The organism is Pseudoalteromonas sp., from assembly GCF_041629635.1.
GTDB lineage: Bacteria > Pseudomonadota > Gammaproteobacteria > Enterobacterales > Alteromonadaceae > Pseudoalteromonas.
Map to the genome: position 1 here is coordinate 21,520 of NZ_JBFKMX010000028.1, position 12,985 is coordinate 34,504.

The following is a 12,985-nucleotide window of genomic DNA, read 5'->3' on the forward strand; positions in this document are numbered from 1 at the left end:
CGATGAAATTATCAAATCTATTAAATGTATTTTTAGTGAGCCTATTACTCATTGTGCCAAATTTTGATGCGGTTGCCGGAAGCGACCACGACCACAAGCAAGATGATAGCGAGCACAGCGAAGCAGTTACAGGGCCAAACGGTGGACGACTTTTAAAAACAGGTGACTTCTCTTTGGAACTGCAACTAGTTGAACAAGGAGCTGCACCCGAATACCGTGTATTTGTAAAAGATCACGAAAGAACAGTAGCACCCGTTGATGTGGGCGTTACCGTCATCCTTAGCCGACTAGGTGGCAAAACAGACACCATTTCATTTAAACCAAATGGCGCCTTTTTAAAAGGAACGTCACCGATTAACGAACCCCACTCATTTAGCGTTGAAATAAGCGCCACGTATCAAGGTGAGGTCTATGAGTGGCATTTTGATAATTTTGAAGGGCGTACTCAAATTGCCGCCCCCATTGCTGAGCAACTGGGCATTAACACCAATACCGTGCAAGCAAAAACCCTGACAAAAACCTTGCCGGTATATGGCAAACTCGCCCTGCCAGCAGGGGCTAAACGCCAAATAAGTGCGCGTTTTGATGGTGAAATTACCAAACTCACTGCGCTTTTGGGTATGCAGGTGCAAAAAGGTCAGCACATAATGACCATTCAAAGTAACGACAGCTTACAAAGCTACCGTGTTATTTCCCCAATAAATGGCATTGTAACTAAACAAAATGTGGGACTTGGTGAGCAAACGGCTGGCCGCAGCTTAATAGAAATTACCGATATGACTGAGCTTGTTGCCGAGCTACATGTTTTTCCAAACGACGCAGCAAAAATCAGCCAAGGCGCAGCAGTAAGCGTTAATGTAAATGGCTTAAATACGCCAATAGATACCACCATTAAAGACAGCCTTTTTTCAGTTGCTGGCAATCAAGCAAAAACCTATCGCGCCTTCATCCCCAACCCCAATAACCAACTGCAAGTAGGCCAATTTGTTAGCGCCGACATCACCCTTGAAAGCTTTACGGTACCGATGGCAATTGAGAAAAAAGCACTGCATGCATTTCGTGATTTCAATGTGGTATTTGCCAAATTTGGCGACCAATTTGAAGTTCGTATGTTAACCCTTGGTCGCAGCAGCGGTGAGTGGGTTGAAGTGTTAAGTGGCATTGATGTTGGCAGCGAATACGCCACCGACAACAGTTATATCTTAAAAGCCGACATTGAAAAGTCAGGCGCATCGCACGACCACTAAAAGTGAGTAATTACTTATGCTAGAGTCCATTTTAAAATTCGCGATTGAGCGAAGTAAGTTAGTACTTGCAATGGTAATGTTAATTGCAGCATTGGGGACTTGGCAGTTTACCAAATTGCCCATCGATGCCGTGCCCGACATTACCAATGTTCAGGTCGTTATCAATACCGAAGTACCCGGTTACACCCCGCTGGAAGTAGAGCAACGCGTTACTTACGTGCTTGAAACCGCACTGGCTGGCGTGCCCAACTTAAGTTATACACGCTCTATTTCACGTTATGGTTTATCACAAGTGGTTGCCATATTCAGTGATGACACCGATATCTATTTTGCCCGCCAGTTAGTAAATGAGCGTTTGGTTTCGGCAAAATCTGAGTTGCCCTTTGGCGTAGAGCCAGAGCTTGGCCCTATTTCGACTGGGCTTGGTGAAATTTTTATGTTTACGGTTGATGCATTGCCAGGTGCAACTAACCCCGATGGCAGCCCAATCAACGCAACCGATTTACGTACCGTGCACGACTGGATCATTCGCCCGCAATTAGTTCAAGTAGAAGGCGTTGTTGAAGTAAACCCCATTGGCGGCTTTGAGCGCGAAATTCAAATTGCCATAAAACCTGAAAAACTGTTGGCATTTGGTCTGTCACAACAAGATGTAATTGATGCCATTGGCAGTCATAATCAAAACCGTGGCGCGGGTTTTATTGAGCGTGATGGTTCGCAGTGGCTAGTGCGTATTCCTGGGCAATTAAGCGATTTAGCCCAGCTTGAAAATGTACCCGTCACTAATTTGCAAGGTGCGGTAATTCGCATTAAAGATGTTGCCGATGTGATTGAAGGAAAAGAGCTACGCTCAGGTGCAGCGACACAAAATGGCCATGAAGTGGTGCTCAGTACCGTCTTTATGTTAATTGGTGAAAACAGTCAAAAAGTTGCAAAAGAGGTAGGCGAACGCTTAACAGAAATAAGTAAAAGTTTACCGAAAGGGGTGGTGATTAACCCTGCGTACGATCGCACAAAACTGGTGAATAAAACCCTCGATACCGTTAAAACCAATTTGCTTGAAGGCGCACTGCTGGTCATTGTTATTTTGTTTTTATTTCTCGGTAATTTTAGAGCGGCACTTATCACCGCGATGGTGATCCCATTTGCCATGTTAATGACCATTACAGGAATGGTGCAAAGTAAAGTAAGTGCTAACTTAATGAGTTTAGGCGCGCTCGATTTTGGCTTACTGGTTGATGGCGCAATTATTATCGTAGAAAACTGTATGCGTCGCTTAAGTCAAGCTCACAAAGGTCAACACACAGCGCAAACCTTGCCATTAAACGTACGTTTGGCCTTGGTATTTGATGCCACCCGTGAAGTGATCCGCCCTGCCCTGTTTGGTGTTTTTATAATAACCGCAGTGTATTTACCTATTTTTGCCCTAACCGGCGTGGAAGGCAAAATGTTCCACCCGATGGCAATGACAGTGGTAATTGCCCTAGTGAGTGCCATGGTTTTATCAATTACGTTTGTGCCTGCATGTATTGCCCTGTTATTTAAAAAGCCGGTACAAGAAAAAGAAAATATCGTAATGAAGGCAAGCACTGCGCTTTATCAGCCAATCTTAACCTTTGTGTTAAAAATGCGTTGGTTAGTTGTTGGTGCAGCCATTGTGCTAATGGCATTTGCTGGCGCTATGAGTACCAAACTCGGCAGTGAATTTGTGCCAAATTTAGATGAAGGTGATATTGCAATGCATGCTATGCGCATACCAGGCACTTCACTTACTCAGTCGATTAAAATGCAGGAACTACTAGAGCAAAAAATTGCTGAAAAAGCCGAAGTGTTAAGTGTTTTCTCAAAGATTGGTACGCCTGATGTGGCCACCGATCCGATGCCACCAAGCGTTGCGGATGTCTTTATTATGCTAAAGCCACGTGCTGAATGGCCAAACCCAACCAAGGCAAAAGCCCAACTGGTAGCAGAGCTTGAGCAAATAGTCGAAACCATTCCTGGTAACCGTTATGAGTTTTTGCAACCGATCCAAATGCGCTTTAACGAATTGCTGTCAGGGGTACGTTCAGAGCTTGCGATTAAGGTATTTGGCGATGATTTTGATACCCTTGCGATTGTTGGCCAGCGCATTGAAAGTGCAATTGAAAACGTTGCGGGCATTCGCGATGTACAAGTGGAAAAAATTAAAGGCTTACCCATTTTAACCATCAATCCAATTGATCACATGTTAGCGCGATATGCTCTAACCAAAGCCGATTTACAACAGCAAATCGCCATTAGCATGGGAGGGGTGGATGTTGGCAAGTTTTATCAAGGCGATCGCCGCTTTGATATTGTTGTGCGTTTACCCGATAAAAAACGCCGTGATATCGATAATCTTAAACACCTACCCATTACCTTAGCCAATGGCGATTATGTGCCGTTATCAGAAGTAGCAAGCATTGAAAAAGTTAACTCAGCGAACCAGGTTAATCGTGAAAATGGCAAACGCCGTATTGTGGTAACAGCCAATGTGCGTGGTCGCGATTTAGGTGGATTTGTTAAAGATGTGCAAATGGCGATTGAACAAAATGCTGATATTCCAGCAAGTTACTGGGTAGAATATGGCGGTACATACCAAAAACTGCAATCAGCAACCAAGCGTTTAACCATAGTTGTGCCGTTAACTTTAGCGATTATTTTGGCGCTGTTATTAATCGCCCTTGGCTCATTCAAAGATTCAATGATTATCTTCAGCGGTGTGCCACTGGCGCTTACGGGTGGTATTTTTGCGCTCTTACTACGTGATATTCCGTTTTCAATCTCAGCCGCTGTCGGCTTTATTGCCCTATCTGGCATTGCGATTTTAAATGGACTGGTAATGGTATCGTTTATTCGTGAGTTAAGAGCCAACCAACTTGGCTTAAATGACGCCATTGTAACCGGGGCGCTGACGCGATTACGACCGGTACTTACCACCGCACTTGTTGCCTCACTTGGTTTTATTCCAATGGCACTAAATACTGGCATTGGTTCAGAAGTGCAAAGGCCGTTAGCAACTGTGGTTATTGGCGGGGTTATTTCATCCACCTTACTGACACTTTTTGTATTGCCTGCACTTTATCGCATTTTGCACTACAAGGACTAAGTTTATATATGTCACGCCCTCTGCTTGAGGGCATCTTTCCGCTTAGCACATAAACGGAAGAATCTGTTAAGAATTTAAATATTTTCTTACACAAGACTAGATTGTTTGTTGCTATCTCCACATATTTTTAACGAATACTATGTTAGTATCGCGCCAGTTTTTCTTTGGGTAGACAAGTTATGATTAAAAATACAGGGAAGGCAGCACTATTTATAAGTTTATTAAGCTTAGGACTAATTGGCTGCAGTGATTCATATATGGATGACTTAGACGATGGATTTGATGATGCATTAACCCATGAAGCAGAGTTTTCATTTGTAAATGCCATGGATTATAGCCTTGATTTTCACTTGCAAAAGCGCAGCTTAACCACAGGTTCAAGTGGGTTATTCGATAGTAAAAATCGTGTAGCAGGTAATATACAAGTAAATGGATACTCCAGTGAATATGACTATGATTACCCAGCAGTAATGAATCAAGTTAATATTGGTATGCGCGGCGCTATGAGTAATAGTAATGAAGTTAAAATGCATACTAACTTAAGTGACGATGATGAATATTGGGTAATTGCTTGGCAAAATGGTGTGGAGAAACACCTTACCCTGCTTGAGAAAAAAGAGCGCGATAACGCCAATACCTTCAACGTGCGTATTTTCGCAAACGGTGTTTATCCTGTGAACATAAAGGGAAGCCAAGTGATGACCACTCAACGTGGTAAAGTATCAGATTTTTTAACTCTTGATAACTGTGTACTCGATTTAACCATTAATGGTCATGCAATCGATTTATGCACCGGTGACTTTGGCGAGTCTTATTTACTTGTTGTAAATAGCGATGGCAAACAAGTGCTGGTTGAAGAATAATTTTTGATAAATAAACACTGAAAAACCGATGCACCCGCATCGGTTAGTTAGGGTCTGTTGACCTTTCAAGTTCGTTTTTGCAGCAGTTTGATTGGGTTTTATACAAGGCAGAGGCTGCGTGGCATAGTTATTCTATGTGAGTCAGCCGATAACACTGTAGAAAACCCAATCAAGCGCTGCCGAGCGGTTCTTTTGAGCGCACTTTTCTCATTGTTGCTCGATATTCGCTTAGATTACTAGGCCACACATCGAGCGCCGCGATAAAAGCACGCTCAAAGAGAACAAAAATAGAACAGCAAAGATCAACAGACCCTAGTTTATACAACTCGGAAACTAACCATCGGCCAATAACACAATTCTTTTATCCCGAAATAAAACCAAATATCACCGCAATTGACCAAACATCACAAAGCAAAAGAAACCTCATCTCAATTGCCTATTATTTAACTCAAGCAACACGCTTTACTCAAACTTAAATAGGAAATTGAACAATGAATACATCAAACGCAATCGAGATTTTAATGGCAGCTGGTTTAACAACATTTGTAGTAGCAGGCCTTGTAACTGCAGGTATGACAACAGCAATTATGGTAGGTGCAGCAATTGGCGGCACATACATGTTAACTAAATAATTTAAAAAGAGTTGGGAGATAAAAAATGAACAACGTATTTGATGTTCTAATGACCGCAGCTTTAACAGCTTTTGTAGTAGTCGGTCTTGTAACCGCGGGTATGACAGCAGCACTTATTACAGGTGTTGCAGTGGGCGGTAGCTACTTATTATTTAAGTAATATGAATTAAACCAACATTTAAGGAAGTATGCCTATGGGAAAAAACAAACAAGCAAATTTATATTCAAAAAAACAAATTAAATAGCCTTTCTATCCAATTAAATAGAAAGGCTTTTGTCTAGCTAGTACATATTATTCAAGAAGCATAAACTTACCATTTAAAAACATCATTTAAATTCAGGTGCAACGACGTTTTAAACATTGTGGGAACTTCCCTGTAAGGCACTTTATCAATGACAACTACTCGGAAATTAACCTCCCCAATATACAGAAGATACTTAGAGGCTGGAAATAAAACGTCTATAGGCCATTTGAACCTTTTTATTATCAAACATTTGACCATGATTTTCTTCTTCAGCAATTACCAACTGTTTAGTTGTACTACTACTAGCATCAAAAAGCTTTTGCGATAATACAGCTGGGGTTTGTTTGTCTTTACCACCACCGATGACAAGTAGTGGGCCGCTATAGTCCTCACTAACAACTTGACGATTATCAACCTTATAAAACGCATCATCAACTTCTACGTTAACAAATACTTTTGAATACCAAGGCATTGCTTCATCAATCCAATCGTCAACATTAGTGGCTGAACCTTGCATCACCAAACCATCTATTGGCTTATTCTTCGCAACTTGTGCAGCAACAAAACTGCCTAGCGAATAACCATGAACAATTACTTTTTCGGCTTTTAGTGTGTTTTTAGTATAATCAAAGCTTAAATTAGCATCACTTATTAGGTTCGCAATCGTTGCTTTACCGTCACTCGCACCTAAACCTCGACGGTCAAATATCACTATATCACTGCCATATTCAGCCAATTCTATCAGTGCTTTTTTAGCAGCTTTCTCGACACTCATGCCATTGCCTGGAATATATAAAATGGTATTGCTTGTACTGGGATTATCAAGGTGTAAGCCATTGAGTGTAAGTGTTTCATTATCAGCTTGCATGCTGATTTGAGTAATTTGATGATTGGGTGTGCGTTTATCTAAATCTGCAATGAAAGACTGAGTATAAGATGCAACTTGATCATCTTGTTGAATAAAGCGTGATTCTTTTATGGTAGCGGTGCAACCACCTAACACCAGTGCAACTGCCAATGTCATTATTGTTTTTTTCATGGTTTTATCCTTTTGCATTTTTTCATTATAGGAACAAGCTTAACAATAAAAGTTCAATAATTTCTAGCTGTTAGCCAATACACCTTTGGTTTTAGAGCAGGAGTTAAACATTGCACGAGCAAAAAAGACATTAAGCAAAAGATAACTATTACCTAATAGAGCCTTTTTCAAATAAAGAAATAAGTTATATAAACCCAACTTTCCTAAACTAAATTTTGCCAATTATTGGCTGAAGTAAAACACGTTATTTGAACATGTAAGCCTCTTACAATAGAGTAAACATTGCAGTCAAGCTATAACATTCATCCCCTAATAAAACCAAATATCACCGCAATTCGCCAAACATCACAAAACAGCAGAAACCTCATCTCAATTGCCTATTATTTATCTCAAGCAACACGCTTTACTCAAATTTAAATAGGAAATTGAACAATGAATACATCAAACGCAATCGAGATTTTAATGGTAGCTGGTTTAACAACATTTGTAGTAGCAGGTTTAGTGAGTGCTGGTATGACAACCGCTATTATGGCTGGTGCAGCAATCGGCGGCACTTACATGTTAACTAAATAACTTTAAAAGAGTTGGGAGATAAAAATGAACAACGTATTTGATATTGTAATGACGACAGCACTTACTGCATTTGTGGTAGTAGGTTTAGTAACAGCAGGAATGACAGCAGCAATTGTAACGGGTGTAGCCGTAGGTGGTAGCTATTTACTTTTTAAGTAAATTATTAGAAGTAAAATACTTAAGGAAATATGCCTATGACAAAAACCAAAAAGCTAATTTATATCTTCAAAATACAATTAAAATAGCCTTTCTATCAATTAAATAGAAAGGCTTTTTTATTAGGTAAAATGCTAGCTTGCTAAATCAAAGCGATCTGCATTCATTACTTTATTCCATGCAGCAACAAAATCATCTACAAACTTCTGACCATTATCATCTTGCGCATAAACTTCTGCATAAGCACGCAAAATTGAGTTTGAGCCAAACACTAAATCAACGCGCGTAGCTTTCCAAGCATCTTCTTTAGAGGCTCTGTCACGCAGTACGTATTGATTATCGCCTGTTGGCTGCCACTCATAACGCATATCTGTTAAATTGACAAAAAAGTCCGTTGTAAGTTGCCCAATGCGGTCGGTAAACACACCTGCTTGAGAATCACCATAATTACAGCCAAGTACACGTAAACCGCCTACTAACACCGTCATTTCTGGCGCTGTTAACCCTAATAACTGAGCACGTTCAAGTAATAACTCTTCTGGACTCGCTGCAAATGTTTGCTGCTGCCAATTTCTAAAACCGTCATGTACAGGCTCTAAATAAGCAAACGAGTCAACTTCGGTCATTTCTTGTGAAGCATCACCACGCCCTTTGTTAAAAGATATGTTTGCTGTAAAACCGGCTGCACTTGCCGCTTGCTCAATTGCAACATTACCCGCAAGCACAATCACATCAGCAACGCTTACATTATGGTCATCTGAGATTTCTTGATACACGCTTAGCACCTTCGCAAGTTTTTCAGGCTCGTTGCCTTGCCAATTATTTGCTGGTGCCAAGCGAATATGTGCACCATTTGCACCACCCCGCTTATCAGAATGACGGAAAGTGCGCGCACTATCCCAAGCCGTTGTTGCCATTTCAGCAATCGATAATCCACTTGCAGCAATTGCCGCTTTAACCGCTTGCTCATCATACGCCGTATTGCCAGCTGGAATAGGATCTTGCCATGTTAAATCTTCTTTTGGTACATCAGGGCCGATATAACACGCTTTTGGTCCCATATCACGGTGCGTTAATTTAAACCATGCACGTGCAAACACCTCAGAAAAGTAAGCTGGGTCGTTATAAAATCGCTCTGAAATTTTGCGATATTTCGGATCAACCTTCATTGCCATATCAGCATCGGTCATAATGGGATTATTGCGTTTGCCGTTGCCATCAACCGCGAGCGGCTTATCTTCTTCTTTAATAGCGACAGGTTCCCATTGCCATGCACCTGCTGGGCTCTTTTTAAGTTCCCACTCATGGTTGAGAAGCAACTCGAAATAGCCGTTATCCCACTGAGTAGGGTTGGTTGTCCACGCCCCTTCAAGGCCACTGGTTACTGCGTGAGATCCCAAACCATTACCGTCTTGATGATTCCAACCAAGGCCTTGTTCATTAATATCCGCCGCCTCTGGTTCAGGACCAAGTTTCGCTGCATCCCCATTACCATGGCATTTACCTACAGTGTGGCCACCTGCAGTGAGCGCCACCGTTTCTTCATCATTCATCGCCATGCGGGCAAAGGTTTCACGTACATCATGGGCGGTTTTTTGTGGATCAGGCTTACCATCAACCCCTTCTGGGTTAACATAAATTAAGCCCATCATTACTGCGGCTAATGGATTTTCTAGGTCTCGCTCACCTGAGTAACGACTGTTGTCATTTTCTGATGGAGCAAGCCACTCTTTTTCTGCGCCCCAATAGGTATCTTTTTCTGGGTGCCAAATGTCTTCGCGGCCAAACGCAAAGCCATAGGTTTTAAGTCCCATCGACTCATATGCAATAGTGCCAGCATAGGCAATTAAATCTGCCCAGCTTAACTTGTTACCGTACTTTTTCTTAATAGGCCAAAGTAAACGACGCGCTTTGTCGAGGTTAGTGTTATCAGGCCATGAATTAAGCGGTGAAAAGCGTAAATTACCAGTACCCGGACCACCGCGACCATCGGCAACGCGATAACTTCCCGCAGCATGCCATGTCATGCGGATCATTAAACCGCCATAGTGGCCCCAATCAGCAGGCCACCAATCTTGGCTATTTGTCATAAGTGCGGTTAAGTCTGCTTTCAGCGCTGCATAATCAAGCTGTTTTAATTGCTCACGGTAATCATAGTCGCTACCAAGTGGATTAGTTTTAGAATCGTGCTGATGCAAAATATCGAGATTGAGGGTATTAGGCCACCAATCTGTGTTCGATTTTCCGGTTTGTGTAATACTTCCTGATGTAAATGGGCATTTACTTGATGACATCGCGCATCTCCTTAATTAGATGTGACTGGTTCATGAAGGTATTTTTTAAAATTAATTCAATTCCACACATTAACTATGTATGAAAGATAACAAATACACATGTCGCTAATTGCCTACGAGATAATGCTAGGCAAGAATGTAGGGGGTCATTCTTAATTGAAGTAATCGAACCACACATACTTCGATTAAATGCATTGATAGTGATTTATTTTGTTATATCTATTAATAACTAAAACCTTTTTGCGTAAGTAAGTTACCTACGCTCATTTAGTTATACAGGATCAATCGTGTTTTTGCAGTGTCGAAGGTAAATAACCAAAAATATTTCTGTAAAGTGCACATCACACTTTGCTTTAACCGCAATAACACTTGTCTTTTAATTCGTGCTCAAATAACTGCTGCAATAACACAATATCGTTAGTTCTGACATAATTAGGACGCACCACCAGTGCAATTGTGCGATGTGGCCCTGGTTCATTTAAATGAACGGCTGTGAGTTCACCTTCATTTTTTACAAGCTGATCAAGTGCCATATGCGGCACTAACGTTGTGCCTAATTTACCTGCAACCATTTGAATTAAAGTATGTAAACTGGCTGAATCCAGCTGATTTTCGTTATTGGTATTTTCTAATTTACATGCAGCCAACGCATGTTCTTTTAAACAATGCCCATCTTTCAATAGCATTAATTTGTCTAAATCAAACTCATTGGTGGTAATTTCACGCAAATTTAGTGCACATTCGTCTTTGTGACTGACCCAGTAAAAATCTTCTTGCCAAAAGTTAAATGCCATTAAACCGTCAATATCATATGGAAGTGCCAATATAGCGGCATCGAGCTCGCCTTCGCGTAGCTTTTCTACTAATACATGCGATTGATCTTCAACAATTTTAAGTTTGAAGTCGCTATACTCAGTACGCACTTTTGGTAACACTTTTGGCAATAAAAAAGGGCCAATTGTCGGAATAACACCAATCGTCATCGGGCTTGCTAGCGGCGCTTTGTTGGACTTTGCTAGCAACGTCAGTTCGTCTACCTCTAGTTTAATGCGCTTGGCTTTTTCAAGAATTAACTTGCCTTCATCGGTAATAAACACATGTTTATTGTTGCGCTCAAAAATAGCCACACCTAATTGCTTTTCAAGCTCATGAACCGCTGTGCTGAGCGTTGATTGCGAAACATGGCAATTATCTGCGGCCTTTTTAAAATGTAGCGTTTTTTCAACGGCTAAGGCATAGTGAAGTTGTTTCAGTGAAATCATTATAATTCTTATAAATCGAATGTTTTTTAAATAATAATCAATTTATATGAAATAGCTATACAGCAACTCCCGCAAGTAACACAACGAACTCCATAAAACAATAAAAAATAACTTAATAACAAGTATTTAAGATTAAATTCAAAAATACCGATGGTGATCATATGTTTTTTTGATTAGCGTTTTCAAAGCAAATATGGCAAGGAAAATGTCTACATAACAACAATCTAAAAAAACGAATATCACCTTAGTTATTATCAAATTTAGTTATTTAAATCCCCTTCTATACTTAGCTGCGTTAATACACCCATAAATCATAAGGGGAATTCAAAAATGAAATCCGTTCAGATATTAAAATACACTTCTATTGCAGCTGTTGTAGCACTATCTTTAGGCGCAACATCTGCATTTGCTAAAGACACAATGAGCAAGCCAAAAGGCGCGATTGGCATGGGTAAAGTGATGCCTAACCAAGCAAAATCAAACCTATTTTGGTGGCCAAACCAACTTGATTTAACACCACTTCGCGACCACGATGCACGCTCAAATCCGCTAGGTGAAGACTTTAATTATAAAAAAGCGTTTACACAGCTTGATATGGATGCGCTTAAAAAAGATATTGATTCTGTACTTACTGACTCACAAGAATGGTGGCCTGCCGATTGGGGTAACTATGGCCCATTTTTTATTCGCATGACGTGGCATGCGGCGGGCACTTACCGTACGCTTGATGGTCGTGGTGGAGCGGGCGGCGGTCAACAACGCTTCAACCCATTAAACAGCTGGCCAGATAACGGCAACCTAGATAAAGCACGTCGCTTACTGTGGCCTGTAAAACAAAAATACGGTGAGCTTATTTCTTGGGGTGACTTAATAGTGCTTGCGGGTAACGTAGCCTTAGAGAACATGGGTTTTAAAACCTATGGTTTTGCCGCCGGACGTGATGATGACTGGGAACCTGATATGGTTTACTGGGGTCCAGAAGTAGAGATGCTAGCAAGCGACCGTCGTGATAGTGATGGCAAATTAAAACGCCCACTCGCTGCCGTTCATATGGGGCTTATTTATGTAAACCCTGAAGGTCCAGGTGGCGTACCCGATCCACTAGGATCAGCTAAAAATATCCGAGAATCTTTTGGTCGTATGGCAATGAACGACGAAGAAACACTTGCGCTTATCGCAGGCGGTCACACCTTCGGTAAAATGCACGGTGCAAATAAAGCAAGTAAATGTGTTGGCAAAGAACCCGGTGCCGAAGCAATTGAAGAGCAAGGTTTTGGCTGGAAAAACAAATGCGGTAAAGGCCACTCAGAAGATACAGTTACCAGTGGTTTAGAAGGTGCGTGGACACAAGCGCCAACTAAGTGGACATCACTTTACTTATCAAACTTACTAAATTTTGAGTGGAAGCAATCACGTAGCCCTGCCGGTGCGATTATTTGGGTACCTACCGATGAGTCATTACACAAATCAGTACCGGATGCGCACGTTAAAGGTAAGTTCAACCCGCCTGTGATGAATACGGCAGATTTGGCGTTAAAATTTGACCC

At 41.3% G+C, this 12,985-nt stretch carries 11 protein-coding genes; 8 read left to right on the forward strand and 3 right to left on the reverse strand.

Going from position 1 to position 12,985, the window contains the following annotated elements; translation table 11 throughout:
- Nucleotides 1–2 precede the first annotated feature (2 nt).
- From ABYD77_RS06390 to ABYD77_RS06410, 5 genes are all read left to right on the forward strand, one after another.
- Nucleotides 3–1,247, forward strand: a complete 1,245-nt coding sequence (locus tag ABYD77_RS06390; RefSeq protein ID WP_372768129.1) for an efflux RND transporter periplasmic adaptor subunit — start codon at nt 3–5, stop codon at nt 1,245–1,247.
- Between the two features lie 16 nt (nt 1,248–1,263).
- Nucleotides 1,264–4,374, forward strand: coding sequence for an efflux RND transporter permease subunit (locus tag ABYD77_RS06395; protein WP_372768131.1), 3,111 nt, complete (start codon nt 1,264–1,266; stop codon nt 4,372–4,374).
- A gap of 179 nt (nt 4,375–4,553) precedes the next feature.
- Entirely contained in the window at nt 4,554–5,237 is a 684-nt protein-coding gene (locus ABYD77_RS06400; RefSeq protein WP_372768133.1) for a hypothetical protein, read from the forward strand.
- A gap of 491 nt (nt 5,238–5,728) precedes the next feature.
- Nucleotides 5,729–5,869, forward strand: coding sequence for a hypothetical protein (locus ABYD77_RS06405; protein WP_372768135.1), 141 nt, complete (start codon nt 5,729–5,731; stop codon nt 5,867–5,869).
- A 25-nt stretch (nt 5,870–5,894) separates the two neighbouring features.
- Nucleotides 5,895–6,029 carry a hypothetical protein gene (locus tag ABYD77_RS06410; protein ID WP_372768137.1) on the forward strand — a complete coding sequence of 45 codons (135 nt, stop codon included), beginning with the start codon at nt 5,895–5,897 and terminating at the stop codon, nt 6,027–6,029.
- 278 nt (nt 6,030–6,307) lie between these two features.
- Here ABYD77_RS06410 and ABYD77_RS06415 read toward each other — a convergent pair whose 3' ends face one another.
- A complete protein-coding gene (locus ABYD77_RS06415) occupies nt 6,308–7,153 on the reverse strand; it encodes an alpha/beta hydrolase (protein ID WP_372768139.1) in 846 nt (281 codons plus the stop codon).
- A gap of 432 nt (nt 7,154–7,585) precedes the next feature.
- Between ABYD77_RS06415 and ABYD77_RS06420 the strand changes: the two genes are divergently transcribed.
- A complete protein-coding gene (locus ABYD77_RS06420) occupies nt 7,586–7,726 on the forward strand; it encodes a hypothetical protein (RefSeq protein WP_372768141.1) in 141 nt (46 codons plus the stop codon).
- A 24-nt stretch (nt 7,727–7,750) separates the two neighbouring features.
- Complete coding sequence (locus tag ABYD77_RS06425) at nt 7,751–7,885, forward strand: hypothetical protein (RefSeq protein WP_274761704.1); 135 nt, start codon at nt 7,751–7,753, stop codon at nt 7,883–7,885.
- A 131-nt stretch (nt 7,886–8,016) separates the two neighbouring features.
- On the opposite strand, the gene katG is transcribed toward ABYD77_RS06425, so the two are convergent.
- Entirely contained in the window at nt 8,017–10,176 is a 2,160-nt protein-coding gene (gene katG, locus ABYD77_RS06430; RefSeq protein ID WP_372768143.1) for a catalase/peroxidase HPI, read from the reverse strand.
- Between the two features lie 353 nt (nt 10,177–10,529).
- Nucleotides 10,530–11,438, reverse strand: a complete 909-nt coding sequence (locus ABYD77_RS06435; protein ID WP_372768145.1) for a hydrogen peroxide-inducible genes activator — start codon at nt 11,436–11,438, stop codon at nt 10,530–10,532.
- Between the two features lie 330 nt (nt 11,439–11,768).
- Between ABYD77_RS06435 and ABYD77_RS06440 the strand changes: the two genes are divergently transcribed.
- On the forward strand, nt 11,769–12,985 hold a 1,217-nt coding region (locus ABYD77_RS06440; protein ID WP_372768147.1), incomplete at its 3' end, for a peroxidase family protein.

Coding starts and splice junctions, on each gene's coding strand:
- ABYD77_RS06390 (WP_372768129.1), top strand. CDS start 3: ATGAAATTATCAAATCTATTAAATGTATTTTTAGTGAGCCTATTACTC.
- ABYD77_RS06395 (WP_372768131.1), top strand. CDS start 1,264: ATGCTAGAGTCCATTTTAAAATTCGCGATTGAGCGAAGTAAGTTAGTA.
- ABYD77_RS06400 (WP_372768133.1), top strand. CDS start 4,554: ATGATTAAAAATACAGGGAAGGCAGCACTATTTATAAGTTTATTAAGC.
- ABYD77_RS06405 (WP_372768135.1), top strand. CDS start 5,729: ATGAATACATCAAACGCAATCGAGATTTTAATGGCAGCTGGTTTAACA.
- ABYD77_RS06410 (WP_372768137.1), top strand. CDS start 5,895: ATGAACAACGTATTTGATGTTCTAATGACCGCAGCTTTAACAGCTTTT.
- ABYD77_RS06415 (WP_372768139.1), bottom strand. CDS start 7,153: ATGAAAAAAACAATAATGACATTGGCAGTTGCACTGGTGTTAGGTGGT.
- ABYD77_RS06420 (WP_372768141.1), top strand. CDS start 7,586: ATGAATACATCAAACGCAATCGAGATTTTAATGGTAGCTGGTTTAACA.
- ABYD77_RS06425 (WP_274761704.1), top strand. CDS start 7,751: ATGAACAACGTATTTGATATTGTAATGACGACAGCACTTACTGCATTT.
- katG (WP_372768143.1), bottom strand. CDS start 10,176: ATGTCATCAAGTAAATGCCCATTTACATCAGGAAGTATTACACAAACC.
- ABYD77_RS06435 (WP_372768145.1), bottom strand. CDS start 11,438: ATGATTTCACTGAAACAACTTCACTATGCCTTAGCCGTTGAAAAAACG.